Source organism: Verrucomicrobiota bacterium (assembly GCA_016200005.1).
Taxonomy (GTDB): Bacteria; Verrucomicrobiota; Verrucomicrobiia; order Limisphaerales; family PALSA-1396; genus PALSA-1396.
This window is the reverse complement of record JACQFP010000047.1, coordinates 206,047-229,550: the sequence shown is the minus strand read 5'-3', so window position 1 is coordinate 229,550 and position 23,504 is coordinate 206,047. Positions and strand designations below refer to the sequence as shown.

Annotated in this window: 17 protein-coding genes; 2 read left to right on the top strand and 15 right to left on the bottom strand. The window is 58.3% G+C overall.

Annotated features, from left to right (window positions below; all coding sequences use genetic code 11):
* From HY298_17415 to HY298_17400, 4 genes are all read right to left on the bottom strand, one after another.
* Window positions 1-114, bottom strand: a 114-nt coding sequence (locus tag HY298_17415; GenBank protein MBI3852040.1) for a DUF433 domain-containing protein, incomplete at its 3' end; no start/stop codon positions are given.
* 138 nt (window positions 115-252) lie between these two features.
* A complete protein-coding gene (locus HY298_17410) occupies window positions 253-2,778 on the bottom strand; it encodes a hypothetical protein (GenBank protein MBI3852039.1) in 2,526 nt (841 codons plus the stop codon).
* Between the two features lie 88 nt (window positions 2,779-2,866).
* Entirely contained in the window at window positions 2,867-3,835 is a 969-nt protein-coding gene (locus HY298_17405; protein ID MBI3852038.1) for a dihydrodipicolinate synthase family protein, read from the bottom strand.
* Window positions 3,832-4,959, bottom strand: coding sequence for a hypothetical protein (locus HY298_17400; protein ID MBI3852037.1), 1,128 nt, complete (start codon window positions 4,957-4,959; stop codon window positions 3,832-3,834). The genes HY298_17405 and HY298_17400 overlap by 4 nt, the downstream gene beginning before the upstream one ends.
* A gap of 258 nt (window positions 4,960-5,217) precedes the next feature.
* Between HY298_17400 and HY298_17395 the strand changes: the two genes are divergently transcribed.
* Window positions 5,218-6,753 (top strand): hypothetical protein, encoded by a 1,536-nt coding sequence (locus HY298_17395; GenBank protein ID MBI3852036.1) that lies wholly within the window; start codon window positions 5,218-5,220, stop codon window positions 6,751-6,753.
* Window positions 6,754-6,846: 93 nt separating this feature from the next.
* On the opposite strand, the gene HY298_17390 is transcribed toward HY298_17395, so the two are convergent.
* The 8 genes from HY298_17390 to HY298_17355 all read right to left on the bottom strand — a co-directional run bounded on the left by HY298_17390 (window position 6,847) and on the right by HY298_17355 (window position 16,049).
* Window positions 6,847-7,188 (bottom strand): ASCH domain-containing protein, encoded by a 342-nt coding sequence (locus tag HY298_17390; GenBank protein MBI3852035.1) that lies wholly within the window; start codon window positions 7,186-7,188, stop codon window positions 6,847-6,849.
* A gap of 14 nt (window positions 7,189-7,202) precedes the next feature.
* Complete coding sequence (locus tag HY298_17385) at window positions 7,203-8,588, bottom strand: hypothetical protein (protein ID MBI3852034.1); 1,386 nt, start codon at window positions 8,586-8,588, stop codon at window positions 7,203-7,205.
* Window positions 8,589-8,594: 6 nt separating this feature from the next.
* The gene (locus tag HY298_17380; GenBank protein MBI3852033.1) at window positions 8,595-9,164 is read right to left on the bottom strand and encodes a hypothetical protein; all 570 of its coding nucleotides are present in this window, start codon (window positions 9,162-9,164) and stop codon (window positions 8,595-8,597) included.
* Between the two features lie 264 nt (window positions 9,165-9,428).
* On the bottom strand, window positions 9,429-11,216 hold the full coding sequence (locus HY298_17375; GenBank protein MBI3852032.1) for a hypothetical protein: 1,788 nt from the start codon (window positions 11,214-11,216) through the stop codon (window positions 9,429-9,431).
* A 12-nt stretch (window positions 11,217-11,228) separates the two neighbouring features.
* Window positions 11,229-12,242 (bottom strand): hypothetical protein, encoded by a 1,014-nt coding sequence (locus HY298_17370; protein MBI3852031.1) that lies wholly within the window; start codon window positions 12,240-12,242, stop codon window positions 11,229-11,231.
* A 123-nt stretch (window positions 12,243-12,365) separates the two neighbouring features.
* On the bottom strand, window positions 12,366-13,268 hold the full coding sequence (locus tag HY298_17365; protein MBI3852030.1) for a hypothetical protein: 903 nt from the start codon (window positions 13,266-13,268) through the stop codon (window positions 12,366-12,368).
* Between the two features lie 496 nt (window positions 13,269-13,764).
* The gene (locus HY298_17360) at window positions 13,765-15,528 is read right to left on the bottom strand and encodes a PQQ-binding-like beta-propeller repeat protein (protein ID MBI3852029.1); all 1,764 of its coding nucleotides are present in this window, start codon (window positions 15,526-15,528) and stop codon (window positions 13,765-13,767) included.
* Between the two features lie 62 nt (window positions 15,529-15,590).
* Complete coding sequence (locus HY298_17355; protein MBI3852028.1) at window positions 15,591-16,049, bottom strand: acetolactate synthase; 459 nt, start codon at window positions 16,047-16,049, stop codon at window positions 15,591-15,593.
* A gap of 288 nt (window positions 16,050-16,337) precedes the next feature.
* On the opposite strand from HY298_17355, the gene HY298_17350 reads away from it, so the two are divergent.
* Window positions 16,338-19,238, top strand: coding sequence for a DEAD/DEAH box helicase (locus HY298_17350; protein MBI3852027.1), 2,901 nt, complete (start codon window positions 16,338-16,340; stop codon window positions 19,236-19,238).
* A gap of 87 nt (window positions 19,239-19,325) precedes the next feature.
* Here the strand turns inward: HY298_17350 and HY298_17345 are convergent, their stop codons facing one another.
* The 3 genes from HY298_17345 to HY298_17335 all read right to left on the bottom strand — a co-directional run bounded on the left by HY298_17345 (window position 19,326) and on the right by HY298_17335 (window position 23,487).
* Window positions 19,326-20,108 (bottom strand): hypothetical protein, encoded by a 783-nt coding sequence (locus tag HY298_17345; GenBank protein MBI3852026.1) that lies wholly within the window; start codon window positions 20,106-20,108, stop codon window positions 19,326-19,328.
* 108 nt (window positions 20,109-20,216) lie between these two features.
* Window positions 20,217-21,239, bottom strand: a complete 1,023-nt coding sequence (locus HY298_17340; protein MBI3852025.1) for a DNA-protecting protein DprA — start codon at window positions 21,237-21,239, stop codon at window positions 20,217-20,219.
* A gap of 109 nt (window positions 21,240-21,348) precedes the next feature.
* Window positions 21,349-23,487 carry a RecQ family ATP-dependent DNA helicase gene (locus HY298_17335; GenBank protein ID MBI3852024.1) on the bottom strand — a complete coding sequence of 713 codons (2,139 nt, stop codon included), beginning with the start codon at window positions 23,485-23,487 and terminating at the stop codon, window positions 21,349-21,351.
* Between the last annotated feature and the right edge of the window lie 17 nt (window positions 23,488-23,504).

The following is a 23,504-nucleotide window of genomic DNA, read 5'->3' as shown; positions in this document are numbered from 1 at the left end:
CAGGCTATCCACCGGCACGCGCGTGCCTTTGAAGCAGGGTGTGCCACTCAACCGTTCCGGGTCAACCCAGATGGGAACCTCCGGTGGAAAATTGTATGTCGGCGCTGATTTCATCCGGCTTCAATCTATCAGATGCACCGACATTGTCACGCGATGTAATTCTCGATCCCACACGCACAAGCAGACGGGGTTGCAGTCGCCGATGGTGTTGGCTACCGACTGAATCACTCCATCGTTCGGTGCCATTCGCATTCAGTCCTTCAACAACCACACTTCGCTGACGCGGGATTGCTGTCGCCAGTTGAGATGGGCTTCGTCCGGCAGCGGGTCGAAGGTCAAGAGCAGTTTGCCGTCTTTGAGCAATGCGGCTGGCACCGGAAACTCCTTGAATTCGCCGATGTCGTGCCTGGCTTCCCGTGTGGGAGTCAGGAGTTGGCTGTTGGCCCGCAACTTCACTTGGCCATAGCCCGTCAACCGCACCCGATACTTCGCCGCCGGGTCGAGCTGATGATACGCGAGTCCCAGCGGCCAGTCCATGCTGGTCTGCCACGAAAGGCGCTTGCGGCTCGAACCTTCGTCCCACCACCAGAAACCAGGAGTCGGATTCTTTTCGCCGGTCGGATCCGTGTTCCTTCCCTCGCCACGAATGACGTGGGGCGATTTGGCAATGTTGCCCACTTCATCATAGAAACTGCCAACGCCGGGATTTTCCCAGGTGCGTATCAGTTCCAGCGCCTTGAGCTTGGCGGTTTCCGAGGAGTCACCACGGACGTTCGTACTTCCGGCTGCATTAGATGAAACGCCGGTCCCCACACCCCGTCCCTCTCCCCGTCCGACGGGGAGAGGGTGGCTTCCAGCCGAGTGAGGGGAATTTTCGCCGCCAAGTTTTCGGATTCGAGCGAACTCATCCTCCAACCACCAGCGGTTGTTGAGCGGGTGATCGACAAAGTCCAGCACCGCGCCGCGCTCATGGCCGCTGGCCTGATAAAGCGGGACGCTCGTTTGCAGCTTGATCGCTTTGAACAAGTCCGCGCACAAGTCGCCGATGCGCGCCCGCCACTCCTTCTCGATGGGTTGCGAAACTGCGCGCTGCAAAACTGCGAGGGCGGAGTCCATCACAACGTTGGCACCGCGCGCGGGAGCGGTCGCCAAAACCTGATTCGCCTCATGCTCCAGTTCGGTTTCATAGATCAACCGATGCCGCGTGTAGGCGTCGTAGTAGGCCCGGAGCAGGCAAAGTTGCCAGCGCCAGTTGCCGCGCAGTTGCGGCGATTCACGCTCCAGTCGTTGCCACAGCGCGAGGGTTGCGTCCACGCTGCCGTTGCTGGCCAGTGGACCTTCCCAGTTCTTTTCCAGCGCGAGAATTCCGTCCGCCGCTGACTCGGCAACCGGCGGACCAAAAAAGAACCGCGTGTATTGAATGAGGATCTCACGCGCCTGGAGATCAGGATTCCAACCTGACATGCTCCAGACGGTTTTGTTGACGTCGTCGTGAACGCCGTCCGAATACGAAATGAAGCCGCTGGTGTATGGGCCAAACCAGTTTTGAATCAGCTTGTAGAAAACGGGGCGCGGATTCGAACACTCCCGGCCGAGCGTTAACGCGAAGGCCGGGTCCCACCACGGAACTTCAAACTGGCAGCGCACGGTGTGCGTGATGTCCGGATAATCGCGCAGCCCGTACCGTTGCGGCAGACGCGCGCGGATTTCCGGAATGGGCGGACTGCTCGGCCCGGCGACGAGACCACCCAACCAGTCGGGCATTTTCTCGTTGATCCAGTGGTGGACGTAATCAACCTGGGCCTTCCGGAATCCCTGCATCGAGAGCCAGATCTTTGCGCGCGGATGATGTTTGAGCAGGGACTTCGACATGTCTTCCAGATACGGAATCACAAGTTCGGGCGGATTGTTCCCCGGATCGCCGCCGGGAAAGAAGACGCCGTCGAGCCGCGGGCAATCGCGGAACAACGCTTCATGTTGCTCCAATGCTTTTGCGCGTTGCGTCGTATCCTTGAGATCGAAGTCCGCCGGCACCCAGATCCAATACTGCATCTCGTAGCGGGCGCAGATTTCGCTGAGCCTCCGGTTCATCACGTCACGCGGCAACGGCATGTGCGGGCTTTTGCGCCCGCCCTGAAAGGGAATGCCCTCAATGCTGTTCGCGCCGAACAAGGCCAGTTCGCGGATGTATTGCTCGAATTGCTTGTCGCCCCAGCCATCGTAACTGTTGGCCGTGGAGCGATAACCGAGTTGATGTCCGCGAATCGGTTGAACCGGCGCCGTAGCGATGTCGAGATCGGACGGGACGCTGGCCGAACCTTTGGCCCAGTTCAAGAAGCGCATAAATTGACCGACGCCGAACAATGCGCCACGGGAATCTGCACCGCCAATCCAGACGACGGCGGATTGCGCCGGCTCATTTTCAGTCAGCAATCGAAAGCCTTCCGGTTGGTTTTCTGGCAAGTTGTCTCCAAGTCGGCGCGGCATGGCTCTGGGCCAAGTGGCGTCGCTTGAACCTGAAGAGATCGCGATGGCCACACCGCGTTTCGGCCAGGTGGTGGCGATCGGCCAGTTCAAACCCGTCCGCTTCTTCACTTCTTCCACCAACACGCGCGCTGCGGTCTGCTCGGCGGGCGGAAGAGTTCCGGGGCGCACGACGATGGTCGCCCTCGTCAAGTCGAGGTTCGTTGCGGCGTGAGAATTTGCCGACAGGCACAGACTGCAGAACGACGAACTCAGCGCGACGATCAGGCTGATTCGATTCTTGAACGAATGCATGACTGAGTATGACTGCAAAGGTTGGCGACCGCGCGCAAGGGAAAAGGAAAATGCATCGGTAGTAACCGACGACGTAAAGAGGGGCGGTTCAGCACGACGCATTGTGTCCGCCTCCTTTCGTTGGCGGCTCCGCAGCTTGATGAGGTCGCTCCGCCTGAATCTCCTTTTCGAGTGCCAAGTAGAGATCGATCAGCTCGTCGGCAATTCGCAGATTGTATTCGTCCCAGCCCGACCAAGTTTGGCGCATCGTGGCGGACAGAAAGACCCCTTTGCGTTCCAGCAGGCGTTTGAAGAAGGCGATCGAGAGACCAATCTCTTGGTTGGTGAACGTGAGCACGGGAATGAGACGGTGAAAAATGCGCACGGCTTTCGCGCGGTCGCCGCTGGCGTGCGCCCGATAAATTGCCGAATAGACTGCCACCATAGAGCTTTCCGGAATAAGCGCGTCCACGCCGCGATCCAGCACCTCGATCATTTGCGGCACGGCCCAGCCGCCAGCAATGAAGAATTCGCTGCCCAACGCGCGACGGACGGCGGTGTATTTGGGACCAGACGGCACAGTTTCAATCTTCACTCCGGCCAAAGTCGGGACGACTTCTTTGATCCGCCTGAGAGTCCGGATCGAAAGTCCCGGCCCGTTCCATTCCAAATCCTGAATGACCAAAGGCAAATCAATGCTTGCGCGCACGGCTTGGAAAAAGCCGACGATTTCCTCCGGACGAGAATAGAGCGCCGACGGAACGGCCACGAGATATGCAGCGGCCCGGACTTCCTCCGCGAGCCGCGCAAAGTGCCGACACTCGTCCATGTCCCGGCTGGACGCACCGACGATAAACGGCACGCGCCCACGAACGGTCGCGGCCACACATCGGATGATTTCTTCCCGTTCCTGTCGCGACAGGAAATCCACTTCACTGGCAACGACGGGCGCGAGGAAACCATTCACGCCATCGCGCATCGCGGCTTCCATCAGCTTGACGAGCGAGGCGTCGTCCACGTTGCCACCGGGAGTGAACGGCGTTTGCAGCACGGAAACGATTCCGCGCGGAAGATTCATGGACGTGACGGTTTCCGCTTTGCCTTGGACAAATCGAGGATGAAAATCCCGTGGCCCACACCCGCGGCATCTTTTGACTTCGCCATCTGAAACGCCACGAACCTGCCGTCATCGCTCACCACCGGATTCGAAGCCTTGTAACCCGGATAATCCGAGAAATACGTCAGTCGCTCCACGTAACCGCCGCCGTCGAGCCGCAACTTCCACAAATCAATATGATTCGGGCCTTGCTTGTTCTGCTTGTCGCACTCGACCAGCGTGAACCTGCCGTCGGGGAAAACGCCCTCCGGTTCGTCGTATTCATCCGGCGAATTCGTGAGGTTCGTCACAGCTTTGGTCGCCAAATCCACCACGCACACTTCCGTGCCTTGAAATCCGTAAGCAGAGAACGTCAACCGCTTTTCATCCGGCGGCACGAAATTCTGCGTCTCCATCGTGCACTTGAACGGCAGTTCGCGGCTGTCGAGGATGAGCCGCTCGTTCGCAAGCTTTGGCGTACCCCTCACCCGTCCTCCGGACACCCTCTCCCCATCGGATGGGGAGAGGGACGGGGTGAGGGGCGCGTCGTTTCCATACACAATATCCGCCTCGCGCATCTGCGACGCGCCATTCGGCAACTTGTCCGGATACTGTGCGCTCACGTGCGTCCAGGCGATGTGCATCCGTTTGCGCGACACCGCCGGTCCTTCCGAACACTTCGTGCCCAGTGGCACCGGCGGCTTGGTGAGGCTCTGGTCCAGCACGGAGAGAAAACATTGTGTGCGCGCGTCGCCGGGTTTCTTCGGATCGAAGGTTTCCGGACCGGACAACAGGATGTCATCGTTGGCCAGATAAAGCGCCCGCGTGTAACCATGATGTGGATAGTGATGCGTCATGGCCCGGATGCGTCCCGTCGCCAATTCGACTTCGTACACGTCGCCAAAGGTTTTTTCGACGAACAGAATCCGTTTCCCATCGTGCGACCAATCGGCGCGCTCCCCGAACCACGTGAGCCGCTTGATGTGCGACGGCAATTCATCGGCGGGACTCCTGCCGGCCGTGATGGTAGGTTTTTCCGCTGCAACGAGACCCAAAGCGGCGCTGGAAGCGAGGAGCAGCAAGAGTGGAAGTGTTCGAGCGTTCATGAATGATGCCGGACTTTAACCACAGATTGACTGGATGAACACGGAATTTTTGCCACAAACAAACGCAAAAACCTTAACCGCTGATGAACGCAGATGGACGCTGAATTCTGACTTCTGTCCTTCGACGAGCCGCATCTCAACCGCACAGCAACACGGCGGACAAACCGGCTTGGAACACAAACTTCGGAGAGGATTTGAAATTGCCGAAAGAAACGCCTGTTCAGTGTGGAATGTGCAGCGTAATTTTCCGTCAAGTTTATGTGCCTCCAAATATCATTGGTCAATCCTTGGGACTCCTGGAACTGGGAAGGCGATGAGATCGTCTATAAGCCGATCATCCCGGCCTCGCGCACAATCCCCAATACGAACAAGCGCTATCCCATTGATATCCGCGAATTCCTGACCACCACCGACAACGCGGTTGTCAGCGAGAAGCTGGGTGAACTGATCCACAGCCTGTCGCCATCGGACCAGGCGTGCTTCCGATCCCACTCAAATGGAAGTTTCGATTTCCGTGCGGACACAATTCTGCACTCGTTCAGCAAACTGCGCTATTTGCGCAAAGCCAATAAGGTTGGCCGGTGCCCCGATGCGTGGCTTTATCCGGATGAAACTCTGGCCCAGGGCGGCGGTGACTGTGAGGACTTGGCGTTCCTTTTGGCGGCCCTGCTGCTGGCGGCCGGAATCAGCCGGTATTGTGTCCGGGTCGCACTCGGGTCGCTCCACATCCGCCTGACGAACGGAAAACTCCAAACGAACGACCATTGCTGGGTGATGTACCAGAACGAAGCAGCCGTGTGGGAAATCCTCGAACCAATGACCGCGGTCGGTTCCCGTCCGGACAAACAAGGGATCAAAGCCGTTCAATCGAAGGTCCAGAGCATCGAATACATGCCGCATTATGTGTTCAACGCCGATCATCTCTGGAAAATTCACTCCCGGGATTTTGATCGTGATGTGGATTTTCCTGATTATTGCATGGACCGGGAATTCTGGGGAAAATTCGACCCCAGCTTCGCCGCAGCCGTGCATGACACCATTTACGACCAGGCTTTGAAGTCGAAAATTCCCGCCTCCGCCCTGAGCGCCATCAAACGCAAAAGCCTGTGGCTCGACGCGAACATCCTGACCTACGACCCGCGCGATCACTTTGACAACGGCTACATTCCGGAAGGTTGGGATCAAGTGAACGCACGCCTCGCTGTTTTCCGCAAAGACAATACCGATTGGGGCAGCTTCGGCGCGGCGGCCCATGCCATCGGCGATTTCTATGCCCATTCATCCTACGTGCATTTTGCTCGACTCCAGAATGTCGCGCCCGACGGTGGCCAGGCCGTCATCTACGCTCCCGGCGTGCCACTCGTGGCCTCGCCGCAATACACGGCCATGCCGGCTGATCCGTCGCTGCCACCGTTCGATCTCACCTCGAACGCGTTCTCGATGAACACCGAACTTTGGACCGGGACAAAGCCGCAGGCGGCGCAACAATGCGCCGGCAAACTGATTTCAGGAAGATACGCCCAGAAGTATGATCCGCAGGCGACGTTCTGGGAAGGATTCACGAGCATCCCGACGGCCCTGGCCCAGGCGCCGGATTTCAAGACCCGCGGCGCGTTGCCACATCACAATGAAATTGCCGTGGACGACCAGACGATGGGTTCCAAGCACAAACTGTACAGCGCATTTTCATCCGGCCCGACCGACCGAAAGGCCTATGCGAACCAGTTCCGCTGGCGTGTCAACACAGCCATTCAGCACATCCAGAGGGCACTGCTCGACAATTATCATCCATAGTAGGGCGAGTTGCTTGGTCGGACACTCAACCGCACAACAACACGGCGGACAACCCGGCTTGAAAAAGAAACTTCGTCTTCATCCGGGCGCGTTTCATGCCAGCTCGTTCGGCACTTCGACCTCGTAAATTCCAAGTTGTCCGCGCACTTCGAACGGTTTGATTCTCCGAATTTCGCGAAACACCCATGAGAATGCGTTGGGGTAGATCGGGCAACAAGCAGCCATTTCATCCCGTCGTTCCATCGGACGGCAATCAACGAGCTTTACGAGTGCAAGCGCGCAGCCAGCAGGTTCAATCGGAGGGGTTCGCGATGAAACTATTAGTAGTTCGCCACGATAGTCCGTTGGCCATGTTCTCGTTTCTATTGTCTTTTCTCCCGAGGCAATCAGATTGGCCCACGGCTGCTTGACAGATAATGCCTTCACGAGCGGCATAAACAAATCGTCAGCTAGAGACTGAGAATCTTTTTCGTGTTAGCGCTGCTCCACGCGCTTGCTTTCCTGAGGTAATCCTGCGACCAACGTAAAAGCATGTCTGACCACGGCGAGTAATTCGACGCGCCTTTAGGTCCGATCAATCGCCCGACGTTCGCAGGAAAATGGCCATGCGCAAGGACTAGGAGTTGGCGTTGCGCCTCAGTCGAAGAGACAACTCTTTTGGCGAACGTCGTAAGCGCCCTCACATGCGGCGCTGTCGTTTCAGTCAATTTCCCTGCACCCAAGTCAACGAATGGATTGTACACGAATTCCTGTTCAAAATTGTTGACCACTTCAGCCATCGCGCACCGGCGGTACAAACAAGGAACACAGTAGCCACAGTGCCGCTTACCGAACTTGTGCATACGACTTGGGTGAGCGCAGGAGACAGAGAGTTTTAGAAGTGCCAAGACATCACCGCCGCAGTCGCGCAACATGTCGGTCTCGCTACTGTACAGAAATGGGTTCTTCAGTTCTCCATTGTAAACGCCGAGCTTGGCCAGCGTCTGCAACAACTGCAAAAGAAACTTCGGATGTGCTGTTCGGGTGCTGAGAGTGCCCAGTCTTGATAGCTGTAGCGGCGCGTTTAGCGCTATCAATCCGTTCTCTGGAACAAATAAGGATTCGATTCCTTGCGCTTCAGCCACGGCAGCAGCTAGGGCTATGAAGAGAAACGACCGCACCCGGTGCGTCTCCTCCGTTTTCGCTGGTAATGGAAATCTCGGATGGTCTGACTTGGACCGGGCCGCCCGACATTGGATGAAGGACACTTGTCCCGGGAACTTCACCCTGAGCCGGCGTGCTAGTTCATTTTGCACACCGGCGGTCGTATTATCCGCTTGATGCCCCACGAGCAAAACTTTCCTTCCGCTTTTAAGTAATAGCCATGCGCCCAACAACGAATCAATGCCGCCAGAGAAAAGGCAGACCGTATCGAATTGACGCGAAACGCGTCCCCTATGGTGTGGTCTCCGAGGAGCTCCCATGCATTCTTCCCAAGCGAATTCAAACTTGTCGCCAGAGAGAGTGAAGAGCGTTTCGGCCAATAGAGCTTCGGCTCCGCGCCAGACATCGAGTTGCAGCACCGGAAGTAGAAAACAGAGATTTCGCGTCCAGTGATCGGGGCCGGATTCGCGAGGGACGTGCTCATCAGCGATGTAAACGCACACTGCAATGTCGAGAAGGTCGCGTGCTGCGGGACTGAATCGAAGTCGAACCGCTTTTTCGTCACATGTAAGCCGGAACGTGACGTTGCCCTCGCTATATGAATCAACAATCAAGGAATCTTCAGTTTCTAGCGCTTGGTGATAACGGGGAGCTTGGCAACTTCGCTGGCCGATATAGCGAACAATCATCATAGAAAATCAATCTTCAGCATGGGCTATGAGGCGTGCCTCCACTTTGGTCGCGATTTCATGGCCGAGCTTTACGCCGTCATTACCAAACCAGTCCACTCTATCAAAGCTGCCAGCTGCCTTGGCGTCATTTATGATATCGCGGACCTCGCCCTTGCATGAATGCAGAAGTGCGTCTTGGAGCGCTTCCACATCTGCCTCGCCAGTGCTGTGAGCTTGAACGTGCTGTTCATCACGGCTCCAAACAAATTCGAATGCGAACCGGCCGAGGAGAAGCTCAATCAATCCTTCAATTCCTTCAGCGCCAAGGAAAGCTTGCAGGCCCGCTTCCAAGTCTTCGTATCCGAGCTCGCTTCCCAAGTTCGCCGCCTCAAGAATCGTTGTGCGAAGGGAATTGTTCAGAATCTCCTGATCAATACCGTCTCCCGCCTCGCAGAGATGTTCGGCAATCTTCGCAATTACTTCGGGAGCTTCCTTGCCGTGCAGTTCAGAGAGAGCCAGCGTGTCCAAGGCTGAATCCAAACCATCTTTTTGCAATGAACTCGCAAAGGCGCCAAGGCCACCGACTGTAGCTCCCAATCCTTTTCCTCGACCTCGCCGCCCGCCGCCCCGTCGCCCACCCGCGCCTGAACCTCCACCACCACTTCCCGCTGTTCCTCCAGTAGGAAAACGACTCGAACCAGCAGATGCGAATCCCCCGGCCGCTCTCATAGTCTGGCCTACGAGCTTGACCGGAGTAATTCGGCGGTCCCCGCCGAGATAGCTCGTCAAATTTGTCTTGAGCGGCTTCCACTCTCCGCCGCTGGGTGTTGAAAGGCTTTTTGATGTTCCCATACGGCAACGCTATTTGCGCTCTTTCGCACCACGCTTAACCAGCGACTGAGCAATTGGTGACGCGGAAACGAACCGTTCCTTGAGGCCGTCCGAAAGTTTCGCTCCCACCTTTTCCGCACTCTGAATTATTGTTGCAGCGACGAACGACACGGCGCTCCTTGGCCGCGACGGCAATTGTTCTATTGCTGCCAACACCTCTTCGTAGTGCTTCGGGTGTTCCCTGCAAATCGTAGCCAGGCCAGTCAGGACATGCGTCTGCACTTTTCCCCCATCTGGAGTAAAGAGTTTCGGCGTTAACAGCCGCACAACCGCTGCAACAACGGCAGGTTCGGCCTTCGCCGCTTGTCGTGCCGCCGCGTCCGCGCGAACGCGATCTTCGCTGGAAATTCGCGTAGCGAAGGATTTCGCCAACTGCTCGAGAGTTGTAACACCTCCGCCCTTTTGTGAGACGAGCGAGGTTTGGGCGAGGAAAAGATAAGGGCCAAGGTGAAACCCTTCGTCAAGGCACGGATCAGCGGCTAAGAAATCGGCGAGCCCGGGTGACTCCAGTGCCACTCTTACCCAAGGTGAATCCGGCTCTTTCGTTTGCTCTCTGTGCGCCTTCAATACTTCAACCACCAACGTCGAAACCCCTGAAGATGGATCAAAGGTTTCGACCAATTGGCCGAAGAATTCTGGCCAAGCGTACTCGAGCACGGCCAGTTTGATGAGTACGTCAGAGTCGACCGAGAGCTTGTTGTGTTCCGCCAGGCGTTCTCGCATCCCCACTATATTCAGGAACCGTTTTATCTGCCTCGGGTTTCCTTTCAGACCGTGGGCAAGAATTGATACATAGGGCAGCGTCCGCTGGAGCTGCTTCAGCGGCGCATCGACCTTCTTGTCCATCATTCCTGTTGGGTGTTGAATCACCCACTCATTAAATGCATCACCAATCTTCTCTCCCTTTCCAATCAGCGAAACTCGCTCTTGAAGAAGCGTCTGCCATGCTTCATCGGTTACGAATCGCTTCATGACCAACATTCCAACATAACAAGCGATATCGGAAAGCTGTTGTTCAGGTATCCTAAACGGCAGTTGGATAATCTTCTCCAAATAATCCTTCGTGAAATCCGTACGCTTGAGATCAACGACTCTGTAAGTGTCACCGATGGCGTGTTCAATCTTGTCGGGATCTGCCCCGATCACAAACGTGCATTTCGGCGTGTTGAGAAATAATTTTATCGTTTCAAAAATCTCAACCACCTTGGAGCTTTGACAGCGGTCAAGATCGTCAATGAAAACGACAATTCCTTCGACCTCTAGCATCTTGAGAAACTCTTCGAAGTCCTTCTCAAAGCTCTCCATCGTCGCTGCAAGCTTCTCCGATTCATCCCGAAAACAGTCCAGAAGACCCGCAAGGTCAGGTGTCAATGTCATCGCCGACTTTCCGATGAACTTTGCCAGCTTTATTACGCTCGCGCCATCTTTGAGCCGCTTTAGCACGTTTTTAGCGTCGTCGCTAAGGGTTCTATTCTCTTGAAACTTGTTGAGGATGGAATGAATGAGGGCAACTTGGGCTTCCTCCTTTCCCTCGTATCTCCATGCGTTGAACCAAAGGGTTTTGAACTTGTGGGAATCGACAGTGCTTTCGACATGCTGCTGGAGCATTTTCATGAGACTGCTCTTGCCGCTTCCCCACGATCCAAAAACTCCAAGGGTGAGCGGTGCGATACTTCGTTCCACGCAGATGTCGGCAAGAACTTTGACGTAGCTCCCGAACCCGAGGCAGTCTTCGTCAGTTTCGCGGTCTGTCCACATACGGTGTGCCTTTTACGATTTGCTGCGGAGACATTTCTTGATGAAGAGGAGATAGCCCAGGAACGGCAGCATGGAAAACGCCATCAGCCACGTCATGCGGTTCCCCACCAGCAAGCCGGACTTTTGTATCTGTTCGATTTGCGCCTCGGGATAATCCATCAGCCGATACATTTCCATCACGTCATGCCGGGCAAACGTCAGGATGGCGGACGCCATAAACACACACAAAGCGATTAAGATCAGCCACCAACCCCGCGGCTCGAGTTTATACAACGACCAGGCGGCATAACTCCAGATGGCGGCGATGGCCAGACATAGCATCGCGCCCGGCGCACCGGTGAGGAACATTCCAAAAAACGGCATCACGCCGTGACCCGCAAGGGGCATGATCAGCATCATCGGCACACCCAACAACAGCCACAAACAAAACCCCAACACCGGCAACGGACAGGCATCGGTCCAGCGCGTTGCGGGATCGCGCGTTTCACAGGTGGCCTTCACATGCCGGCTGTTATAGAAAAAAGTCCAGGCTGCCGGCAAAATCACAAATATGACGCCGAAGACCAGAAACATGCCGACCATCATCCCGGCTATCGCTGCCGAAGGCACCGCCGGTTGGTTGGTCGCTCCGCTAGTGGGTAAGTTGGCCAGCATTTTCGGCATCAAGAACGCCATGAAAACCAAAACAAACAGTCCCATGATGAGCCAGCTCCACGAAAAGATGAGCAACAGCGCCCTTGCCCAGCGTCGGGCCATGATGGAGCCAATTCCCAACCACACCAACGCCACCGCCAAAACGCCATAGATCAACATGGCAGGAAGAATGGCGGAAAATGGGGTCGCCGCACCCGAGGCTTTGGCAGACGCGGCCTGCCCGATCAACATCAAAGGGACAAACAGTCCGGCCAGACAGCCGAGCAATATCGTCAGAATGCCGAAGATGATCAGCCCCGCCGAACGGTCCTTGTAAGGCGTGGGCAACGGAATTGATTCAACCGGCGCGGTTCCTGGATATTGATCATCCATAGGCTTGAGGGCGACTGCATTGGATGCTCCTTGACGGCCCCGCGTTTGTCCATAACGGATGTTGAAAGCAGAAAGCATAAATCTGTGTCCATTCGCGTTTATCTGTGGTTGGGCGCACAAGCTTCAATCTGCTGATCTAAGGCGGAAGAACAGGCTGCCGATGGCTGTGCTGATGCTCGCGGTTTTGTTCGTGCCATCGTCCGTGACCGTGCCGGTGTAGTTGGTCCAGTGGTTGGCGTCCAAATCAAAGTTTTGTTGCAGTTGAAAGCTGGCAGGAACGCTGGGCCAGGAAAGCAACAGGCTATTGCCGAAACGTGACGGACTCAACGAAGGCGGAGAAGGAAGTGAGGTGTAAATCTGACCGTTGGCAGCCACCGCGACCATCTTGCTTCCGTCGGCTGAAACGGCAATTGAGGACCAATACAACTCAGGCAAATTGTTTGAAACCCAGGTTGATCCCGAATCCGACGACGTGTAGATGGGGCCGGTGGAAGTCGCTGCCAGCTTGCTACCATCAGCCGAGGAGGCGACGGACAACCAGCGTCGGGAGGGGGCGGCACTGTTTGAAGTCCAAGTCGCTCCCGAATTTGTGGAGATGAAGATGCCGCCGCCATCCACACCGGCTATCAGTTTAGTTCCATCCGCTGAAGAAGCGACCGTATTCCAATAGTTGCTGGGCACTGTATTCGGCGACCAATCCAATCCAGAATTGGCCGAGGTATAAATGACGTTGTTCTGCCACGCCAAGGCCACCAGTTTTGTTCCGTCCGCAGAGGATGCGACGGAATACCAGGAGAGATTCGGGGCGCTGGTCAAGTCCCAGGTATTACCGCCGTCAGACGAGGTGTGGATTTGGCGCGTCAGAGCCTGCGTTCCTGCCGCGACGATCTTCATCCCATCCGTCGAACAGGAAACCGAATTCCAACTGTGGAGACTTGCCGGAGCACTCGTTAAGGTCCAGGTCGCGCCGCCGTCTGGAGAATTGTAAATACCACCTGCGCCGGAAGTGCTGAGTATACTGATCACGGCCACCAACTTCATTCCATCGGCCGAGGATGCCACGGAATACCAGTTTCTGGCCGGGACGTTGTTTGAAATCCAAGTCACGCCAGAGTTCGTAGAAGTGTAAATGGGGCCGCCATAGGCTACGGCCACCAACTTGGTTCCGTCCGCCGAAGAGGCGGCAGACCACCATGTCTTTACGGGTGCGTTGGTTGCCTGTGTCCAGATCTGCGCGACCGTGGAACCAACGCAGAAAAAAGAAATAACCGAAACTACAAGAGCCCAAAGGAGAAACATCAAAGGTTTCATTTCTTACCCTGATTGTAGCCAACCAGTTCCTGCCGATGGTTACAAGATGAATCTTAGTATCTTGGCTCTTCGTGCGTTCTTTTGTGCCGAGGGACTGACTGCTCGCGTCGTAATGCTGCGGCGAGTGCGCGCGGGGAACTAATCAGCGTCAAATGAAGATCAAATGCGGAAAGTTGAAAGCTGGAAGCAGAAAACCCTGTCAATCCGTGGTTCATTTCGATCCCACACCTTTCTGCACGGCGTAGAGGTGAGTCATGGTGGCGATGTAGAGGACGCCGTTGGCGGCGGTCGTTGTGGCGCTGATGGGTTCGCCAAGTTCCATCGTGCTGAGGATTTTCTTTTCCTTGCTCGCAGCGAACACCCAGAATTGTCCGCCGCGCGTGCCGAGATAAACCTTGCCGTCGGCCACGAGCGGCGAGGCCCACACTTCACCCGTGATTTCGTGCGTCCAATAAGGCTGGCCGGTGTCCGCGTCCACGCAATGCATCGTGCGTCCGCAGTCCGAGATGAACACCAGGCCGTCATACACCGCCGGCGTGGACATGACGTGTTTTTGCAGCGGGTAAGACCAGAGCAGGCCGCTCACCCCGTCCATCTCCCCATCGGATGGGGAGAGGGTGTCCAAAGGACGGGTGAGGCCTGCTGCGTCAATGCACTTCAGCCAAGCCTCGTTCTTGCCCCAAAAAACATCGCCGCCGCCTGCGACGTAGATGCGGTTGCGATGGAAGACGGGCAGGCCGTAGATGTTGCTCGGGCCTTCGCGGCGATTGCTGAGATACGGGTGAACGTCTCCCGTGGGCGACGTCGGGTCGAACTTGAATTGCCAGACTTTGCGGAGCGTCGCGGGGGATTGGAGTGTTGGAGAGCTGGAGCGTTGCGCCGATTTACTCAGGCCCACCACCCCATTACTCCCTGACTCCATTACTCCCTTTCCGACTGCTTCAAACGCATAGACAACTCCATTGCCGCCGCAGAAGAAAATCAGCGGACGTCCATTCACATCGCCGAGCGACGGCGATGACCAGGTGCAGTGGAAAATATCGGGCGCGATGTGTTCGTCGTCGCGCGCCACGAGTTGGCCGGTGCGCTTGTCGAGCACGATGAGGCTCGGCGCATCGGGTCTGCGGATGCGCTTGTGGGTGTTGTCCACGCCGGTCCCGGTGTTGAGATAGAGATAGTCCCCGTGAATGAGAATCGAACTGTGCGCACTATCATGCGGCCAGATGCCGGCGTCGGAAACCAGATCAAAGAGCCAGATGATGTCGGCATCGAGCGGGCCGGGCTTGAGCAACACCCCGTCGGCGGGAGGACGCAGCGGCTGGGGATTGATCTCCGCGCCGGCGACGGGTTTGGGTGGCGCACCGGAATTCTCAGGCGGCGTCATGTGCGCGGCTTCATCGCGGAACGGACCCTCGTTGCCGTTGGCCATGCCGTGCGCATCGAGACACAGCACCTCGCCGCGGTTGCTGACGATATAAACGCGGTCGCCTTCAACGGTGGCGGGCGAAGAAATCCCGCTCTTGGGCCAATCGAAGTAAGGGTCTTCCTCGCGCTTGGGCACGACGAGTTGCCACAGGAATTTTCCCGTCTTCTCGTCGAAGCACATCAACACGCCGCGGTCGCCTTGATGCTTGGGATCGCGCGGTTCGCCGTTGTTCGTGCCGATGAACACGCGACCACCGGCGACGACCGGCGTGGAATGCGTCTCAGTGCCGAGCCGAACCGACCACTTGATGTTCCTGCCCGTCTTGGGATCAAATGAATCCGGGAGGCCTTTTTCCGGCGAGACCATGTTGCGCGACCAGGCCGCGCCCCATTGGGCTTGATCGGCCGCACAGGCGCGGAAGTCCCAAGCGCCAAGCGCCAAGCTCCAGATAATCCCCAAACTCAGAATCGATATTCGAACACGAAGACATCGACGGCAACCCACCGGACCGGGCGCGAAGAACCGGGAGCCATGTAAACTTCTTTTCATTGGCATTACTCCGAGAGGAAACCTGAATATTCCCAACGCAACAAGAATTCTTTGCGCGCGGGTTAGCGCGAGATATCCGATTGTTTGAGCACGCGGAACTGATGCCGTCGCAGGATTTGCTCGGCGACTTCGTTGTCCTCCATGTTCAGACCGATGAGGGATTTGCCATTGGGGTGTGGGATGAAGGAGTAGAGATAGTTGATGTTCAGTTCGGCCTCGAGCAACGCGGACATGATCCGGTGCAAGTCTGTCGCTGAATCGATTTCGACCACGAGCAGTTCGCTTTCGGTGAATGGAAAATTATTTTCCACCAACAATCTGCGGGCGAGGTCCGGGTCATCCACCACGCCGCGGATGATGGCGTTGTCGGTTGCGTCCAACACGGTCAACGCCAGGACGTGCACGCCATGCGAGCCCAACAGACGGGTGAGGTCGTGCAAACGACCGAGCCGGTTGGGTGTGAAAACGGAGAACTGAATCACCGGATCGGGCCGCCGCGCTTTGCTGATTGCCACAGGCATGATGCAAATAAGCCATACCCCGCCGCCAAAAGCCAAGCCTGGAAACAACCTTGCCGAGAGATGAGTTAAACAGCGTGACGCAGCCGTAATCGAAGTTGGAGTTCAAGCTTCAGCTTGTTGCGGCGTCACAGCGCGGTGGGTGGGGCAAGCTGAAGCTTGAACTCCAACGCCAGAAATCTTTGCGTCGCGTGAAAACAGTGAGGAACTTTTGCGTGCGGTGAATAACCCGTGAACAAACCGCCAACAACTGCGCGTTGACTCTGCCCGCCCGCTCAGAATGATTGCGGCATGGCATTCAAGACGAAGACGAGTTCCGACCTCAAAATCCCTTCGGCGCATGATTGGCGCACGACCGATGCGGATGAAATCAACAAGCGCCGCCTCCGCGCCCGCGAGGAGTCCTTCACGATCTCGAACGCCGACCCGCGGCATCCGATTTTCTCCAACTTCCGCGTCGCGTCGCGCAGCGGGCTGACTTACTCGGTGGAGATTCGCGACCTATGCGAGCGGCAGTTCGCCTGTGACTGCGTCGATTTCCGCATCAACGGGCTGGGCACTTGCAAGCATGTCGAGGCGGTGTTGCGGCAGCTTGAGGCGCGGTTCCGCCGGCTGTTCCACTCGGCCCGCCAAAACGGTTCCACGCGGATCGAAGTGATCGTGGACCCGGCCGCCGACACGTTGCGACTGCTCAACGGACACGGCGAACTCCCGCGCGCCGCTCAGAAGTGGTTCGACGGTAACGGCCGCCTCGCCCAAGGTTCGCCCGAGCCGGCGCTCACCGCCTTGCAGCAACTCCGCGAAACCGGCTGCCCGCAAATTCGCATCTCGCAGGAGGTCGCGGCCTGGCTGGAAAACCGCCGCCGCGCCGAGGAGCGCCGACAACTGCGCCACGAGTACGAGCTTAAGGTCCAAAGCGGCGAATGGCCAGCGCACGAGACCAAAGTCCCGCTATTTCCTTACCAGCGTGAAGGGATGCTGCATCTGGCTTTCACCGAGCGTGCGCTCCTGGCGGACGAGATGGGCCTGGGCAAAACCATTCAAGCCATCGCCGCGTGCGCGCTGTTGCATCGGCTTGGTCAGGCGCAGCGCGTGCTCGTCGTCACGCCCGCGTCGCTCAAGACCGAGTGGGAAGAGCAGATTCAGCGGTTCACGGACTTGCCGCTGCAACTCGTCTTCGGCTCGCGGCATGAACGCTTGAAAGCCTACACAGTCCCCTTACCCGTCCTGGCGGACACCCTCTCCCCATCCGATGGGGAGAGGGACGGGGTGAGGGGCGTTCTCAACTCTCAACCCTCAACTCTCATCTTCCCCTTCTTCACCATCGTCAACTACGAGCAGATGCTGGCCGACGGGCTGGAGGTCAACCAACGTCTGCGCCCGGACATCGTGGTGCTCGACGAAGCCCAGCGCATCAAGAACTGGAGCACCAAGACCACGCAAGCCATCAAGCGTCTCCGCAGCCGTTACGCCTTCGTGCTCACCGGCACGCTGATCGAGAACCGCATTGACGAGTTGCATTCGCTGATGGATTTCCTCAACCCGTCGGTGCTCGGCCCGTTGTTCCGTTTCAATCGCGAGTTCTACGATCTTGATGACCGCGGTCGCCCTGCCGCCTATCGCAACTTGGATCAACTCCACGCGCGGATTGCCCCTTACATGTTGCGCCGCCGCAAGGCTGAAGTCGAAACTGAACTGCCCGACCGCACCGACCGCAATCACTTCGTCCCGCTCAGCCCGGAGCAACAGGGCGAATACGACGGGCACGAAGGTGTTGTGGCGCGGCTCGCTCACCTGGCGAAGCGCCGCCCGCTCACGCAGCAGGAGCAGGACAAGTTGATGCGCCATCTCGCGATGATGCGCATGGTCTGCGACACGAATTACATCCTCGACCCGGAAGACAAGGTGTGCCCCAAGCTCGGCGAGTTGGAGAAGCTGCTCGACGAGTGCCGCGAGAACGATGCGAAGGTGATCGTCTTTTCCGAGTGGGAACGGATGCTCGAACTGGTGCGCGAGTTGTGCGAGCGACTCCACCTCGTCTTCGCCTGGCACACCGGCACCGTGCCGCAACGCCGCCGTCGCGCGGAAATCAATGCGTTCAAGAACGATCCGAACTGCCGCGTGTTTCTAAGCACCGATAGCGGCAGCACCGGGTTGAACCTTCAGTGCGCCAGCGTCGTGATCAATTGCGATCTGCCGTGGAATCCGGCGAAGCTCGAACAGCGCATCGCCCGCGCCTGGCGCAAGCACCAGACCAAACCGGTCAGCGTGTTCAATCTCGTTTCCGAAAAAACCATCGAGCACAAGATGCTCGAAACGCTGGCCAACAAACAGGCCCTCTCCGACGGCGTGCTCGATCTCAAAGGCGACTTGAAGGAAATCAAGCTGCGCACCGGACGACAGGCGTTCCTCGCGAAGCTGGAGCAGTTGGTGATCGCGAAGCCCGCCAGCGCGGCGGCTGAAAGCTCTCAACCCTCAACTCTCAACTATCAACAAAGCCTGCCCGCCGACCACCCGCTTGGATTTGCGCGCAAAGCCCGTGAGCGAATCAACGGCGCACTGCTCCATTGCGAGGAGCGCTATCCGTCGCAAGGCGCACATTCGGTGCTCTATGTGGTGGTGGATCGCGACGCGGCGCAGTGGCAGACGCGGTTGAACGAGTTGCATCGCGACTTTTTCGGTCCGGGCCTCAGCGATCCGCTCGCGCCCGTGCAACTGGAAGTCGTGGACCGCGCGACACACGAAGCCTTGGAGCGACTGGCCGCGGCGGGGTTGATTTCCGTGACAACGCGAGCGAGTCGGCCGCTGTTCCCGGAGCCGGAGACCGGTTCCGCCCCGCTGCCGCTTTCGCCAGAGGAGCGAGCCAAAGCCGACGCCCACCGCGCCCAGGCTGCGCGTAAACTCAAGATGGCGCAATTGCTCGGTGGCGGCGGAATGGCCGACGAAACTCGCGCGCCGTTGCTCGACGCGGCGCTGTCGCTCGGTCGCGCGCTGGCCACCGAAGCCCGCCTGCCAGAACCGGCGACGCTCGACGAGGCGCTGCTGCCGCCACTGTCGCATTGCTGGCGGGAGGCGCTGCCTTTGTTGCGCACCTTCGCGTCCGACGCCGCGCAATCGTGGCGACCGATGTTTGAAGCTCTGGAGAAAGCGACCGACTCCACCGCCGGCCGGACTCAATCCCATCGCCTTTGATCCGCTTGCCTCCTCACAACTGCTCATGGTCAGGTGCACCCGTTCTCCCAAACTTTGTCGCATATGCGACAAAGTTTGGGATGTAGCTCAAGAGTTGAAGGTGCGCAATTGTCGCCCGGCTTCGCGGAACACTTCCACGCGCCGGCGCCACGCCGATTGCCCCTGGTAATCAGACGGCAGAATTCTTTCTGGCAGCAGCGGATCGTTCGTCACCGCGTTGAGCCACGCCTCGCGCTCCGCCGCCGCCCAGCGCAGCAACGCCTTCGCCGCCGCGTCGTTCCGCAGCGCCCCGCCCGGTCGCTCATCAAGGATTTTCAAATGCCGGGCATAGCGGCGGTTGATGCGCTCGAAGTCCCACGCGCCAGCGACGATTTCCGCGTCAGATTCTCCCGCGCAAGGCCGCGCCTCCAGCAGGAGGAGCGATTCCACATTGATCTTCCCGCCGACAAGGATTCGCCGTTCTTCTTTGAGCGAATCCGGCGTGATCCAGACGCTGTTTTGCAGGTAACCGAAGCCTTTGTCGCGCAGGTAGCGCCGCAGCCGGGCGCGATGCGTGTTCTGTGTCGTCGGAACATCGAACAACACCAGCCGCCAGCGTCCATCCCACTCGCGCGACCAGTGGGTTTGAGGGTCACGTCCTCCCAAAGCGTGCAAACGTCCTTGCCAGGTCAAGCGATACATGCGGTCGTCCGGCACGGCTGGATTGCGCTCGAGGTATTGCTGGCGCTCCAAAATTGCGGTTTGTTTCAGCAGGCCGTTGCGGTACGCCCAACTCTCGTATGAATCGGTCAGGTTGCGAAACGTGGGGCGCGCCAGCTTTTCGGCAGACCAGAGCAGAAGGTTGAGAAGTTCTTCGGTTTTGGGTTTCACGGTTGAAGTATGCGTGAAAAGTCTTGAAATGGCCAGTCCAAACTTTGTCGCATATGCGACAAAGTTTGGGAGTTTCAAATAAGGAGTTCGAGCGGGAATGTGCTCTGATCAGGTCCGTCGCACTGGTGGAACGAGGTCGAACAAATCCGGCTCGGGCGTCTTTGGCGCGACTCGTCGATCCACCCATTCCGCAACGTTTGAAACGGCGGCCAGATGATCAGCGCTCAAGCCGGTCGCGCCAAGTTTGAGAAGCTCCCGGTTCCCGCGCGGCACGCCGTCGCCGTCACGCACCAGCACGGGGCACCAGCCGCCCTTCAACGCTTCGACCGCGCCCGCCCAGGTGCCGCCGGTTTGATGGTCGCTGCTCACCACGACGGCGAACTCGGCCAGTCCGTATATCAACTTGTTGCGTCCCATCGCCGCACCGACGGAGAAGCCGGCAGTCGGCGCGTAGGGCGTCAGCAACACCAGCTTTCCATCGCTCACGAACTCGCATACGTCCGCCTGTCGCGCCGTGCGTTCGAGGCTGTCCGCCAATGCGCCGAACGCAATGCCACCGGTTTCGAGCGCGGCCTGCATGGCGATGCGGTCCGTGCCGCGCGCTCCGCCGGAAACCACCGGAAGTTTCGCCGTGACAGCTTTTGAGCCGACCTCGCGGGCGAACGCGGCGCCGGCTTCGTCAATGTTGCGCGAGCCAACCACGGCGACGCCGGCGCGTTGAAGCAACCGGATGTCGCCCGCCCCGAACAACACCGTCGGCGCTTGATGCTTCAACGTGTCGCGTAGATGCACAGGGTAAAGTTCATCCAAGCGCGACACTGCCCACAGGCCACGCTCGAAAAGGTTTTGCAGCTCGAGCGAAAGTTGGCCGGCGAATTTCAGCAGACGCGCGATGCGCCCGGCTTCGTCCGTCGGCAGTGCGAGGGCTTTGGCCAGTTCATCCGCACTGCGACCTTGGAGTGCGGCCGGGCTTTTCAAGGATGATTCGCGAATCTTGCGTTCGAGTTGATTCCACTCGCCCAGTTTCAATGGCGACAAATCCATCTCCTTCGCGGTCGGCGGCAAAGCGAGCGAGGAGCAGAGCAACAGCATCGCCTGCCCGTCGGCGCTGAGATAGTCGTGTGGGTTCATCAACAATCTTCAATTATTCTCCGTAGCAGCCGACGTAAGGAGGCTCTAACTCTTCGAATCGCTGCGACGTAAGGATTTTAGAGCCTCCTTACGTCGGCTGCTACAGCGTTTAACTGCCTCGCGGCGAAGCCTTGGCCAGGGCGAACGGATACACCGGCCCGCTGCCGCGCTGCCGCAACAATACCGCCAGCAACGTCAGCGTCCATCCTGAATCCACCATGTCGTCCACCAGCAGCACTGGACCTGACGGCGGCTTTCCCTCAATGTTGAACGCGCCGAGAAGATTACGAACTTGTTGAACGCTGTTCTGCATTTCCTTTTGCGGGTGAATGTCACGGGTGCGGCGAAGAATGGGCGCGAAAGGCAGGTTCAGTTTTTCTGCCAGGCGACGGGCGAAGCCGTTGACCAGTTCCGCCCGGCGCGCCGATGGAACAGCGGTGATCCACGCGGGCGGCGGTTGAGGTCTCCACTTTTCGCGGATCAGTGCGGCGGCGGCGTTCACCAGCGCGTCGCTGAAGCGGCCGGCTTCGTATTTTCCACGCGCGACTTCATCGCCCCAGCCGGAGTCGCCCCAGAGGCACAACACGCGTCCGGCTTCGGCGCGCAAGGCTTCCGGGATCGTCGTTTTCAGCGCGCCTTTGTCGCCAAACTCCACGGCTTCCGGCAACGCTGATCTGATCTCTTCGAGCAACGGCTTTGGCCAGCGCAAGCGCTGTTCGAGCACGAGCGCGTCGCCGCGCAGAAAATCCACGGCGGACTGTGTGAGAGACCCGGGCACGGTGCGTCGCTCAGTGTGCTTCGTGCAATTCATGCACTTGCCGCACGGCGCGGCGTTCGGGTCGTCGAGCGCCCGTGCGAGGAATTCCATCAGGCAGCCTTTGTGCTCAACGTAGCGCCGCATCTGCTCGACCTCGTCCCGCCGCAAGCGTGTCACCTGTTCAAACCGTGCAACGTCCGGTTGCCAGGGATTCGCCGTGCGCGAGTAGCCGTGTCTGTCGTGTGTCACCGCGCCGTCCACTTCGAGGAGCTTCAGGGCTTTCTCGATTGCACCGCGGCCCTGGTTCAATTCCGCGCCGATATCATCAATCGTCAGCGGGCCGCGTCTGCCATACTTTGCAAAGTACGCCGCGCCATCCAGCGTCTGAAGGATGCCTTGCATCACCTCCACGGGCGGAAACGCGGTGCGGATGAAGTAATCCGAAATCTCGTCATCCTCGCTGCCGTTCAAAAGAATCCCGAACGCTGAATCCACCGCGCGACCGGCGCGACCGACTTGCTGATAATACGCGACCACCGAACCGGGCCGCTGGAAGTGAATCACGAAACCGAGATCAGGTTTGTCGAAGCCCATGCCCAGCGCGACGGTGGCCACGAGCGCCTTGACTTCGTTGTGGAGCAACTGTCCTTCGGTTTCGATGCGCTCGGCGTCTTCGAGGTCGGCGTGATACGCGCGGGCGGAAATCTTGTTCGCTTGGAGCCACGCGGCGACGCGCCGCGCGTCCTGAATGGTCAGGCAATAAACGATGCCGTTGCCAGGCAGTTGCGGCAGGAAATGCGCGAACCACGCGAGCCGGTCGGATTGATGGGCGAGGCGGATGTTGTAGAGGCGAAGCGACGAGCGCACGAGCGGGCCGCGCAGGACGTGCAGTTGCGGAATCTGCGTTTCGATGTCGCGCACCACGCGGTCGTTGGCGGTCGCGGTGGTGCAGAGCACGGGCACGCCGGGCGGCAGCAATTTCATCACTTGCAAAATGCGGCGGTAGTCCGGGCGGAAATCGTGTCCCCAATCCGAAATGCAATGCGCCTCGTCCACGACGAACAATCCGACGCGACCCTGCAACAGCGGCAGGAGCTTTCGCATGAAGTCCGGGTTGGCCAATCGTTCCGGCGACACCATGAGCAAGTCGAGATGATTACCCGCGAGAGCCGATTCGACCTCGCCCCAGTCCTTCACGTTCTCACTGTGAATCGTGGCCGCGCGCACGCCAAGTTTTTCCGTGGCGAGAAGCTGATTGCGCATCAGTGACAGCAGCGGGCTGATGAGCAGCGTCGGGCCAGAACCGGCATCACGGAGAATTTTTGTGGCGAGAAAATAGACGATGCTCTTGCCCCAGCCGGTGCGTTGGACGACCAACAGGCGACGCCGCTGATTCGCGATTTGATCAATCGCCTCCCACTGGCCCTCGCGGAACTCCGCGTTCGAACCGAGCATCTGTTTGAGCAACCCTCTGGCGCATGTTTGCTCCATGCAGGAGGGAGTGTGTG

Bases quoted from the DNA above. Each gene is read 5' to 3' on its own strand.
- HY298_17410 (MBI3852039.1), bottom strand. From the start codon at position 2,778: ATGCATTCGTTCAAGAATCGAATCAGCCTGATCGTCGCGCTGAGTTCG.
- HY298_17405 (MBI3852038.1), bottom strand. From the start codon at position 3,835: ATGAATCTTCCGCGCGGAATCGTTTCCGTGCTGCAAACGCCGTTCACT.
- HY298_17400 (MBI3852037.1), bottom strand. From the start codon at position 4,959: ATGAACGCTCGAACACTTCCACTCTTGCTGCTCCTCGCTTCCAGCGCC.
- HY298_17395 (MBI3852036.1), top strand. From the start codon at position 5,218: ATGTGCCTCCAAATATCATTGGTCAATCCTTGGGACTCCTGGAACTGG.
- HY298_17390 (MBI3852035.1), bottom strand. From the start codon at position 7,188: ATGCCGCTCGTGAAGGCATTATCTGTCAAGCAGCCGTGGGCCAATCTG.
- HY298_17385 (MBI3852034.1), bottom strand. From the start codon at position 8,588: ATGATGATTGTTCGCTATATCGGCCAGCGAAGTTGCCAAGCTCCCCGT.
- HY298_17375 (MBI3852032.1), bottom strand. From the start codon at position 11,216: ATGTGGACAGACCGCGAAACTGACGAAGACTGCCTCGGGTTCGGGAGC.
- HY298_17370 (MBI3852031.1), bottom strand. From the start codon at position 12,242: ATGGATGATCAATATCCAGGAACCGCGCCGGTTGAATCAATTCCGTTG.
- HY298_17360 (MBI3852029.1), bottom strand. From the start codon at position 15,528: ATGAAAAGAAGTTTACATGGCTCCCGGTTCTTCGCGCCCGGTCCGGTG.
- HY298_17355 (MBI3852028.1), bottom strand. From the start codon at position 16,049: ATGCCTGTGGCAATCAGCAAAGCGCGGCGGCCCGATCCGGTGATTCAG.
- HY298_17350 (MBI3852027.1), top strand. From the start codon at position 16,338: ATGGCATTCAAGACGAAGACGAGTTCCGACCTCAAAATCCCTTCGGCG.
- HY298_17340 (MBI3852025.1), bottom strand. From the start codon at position 21,239: ATGAACCCACACGACTATCTCAGCGCCGACGGGCAGGCGATGCTGTTG.
- HY298_17335 (MBI3852024.1), bottom strand. From the start codon at position 23,487: ATGGAGCAAACATGCGCCAGAGGGTTGCTCAAACAGATGCTCGGTTCG.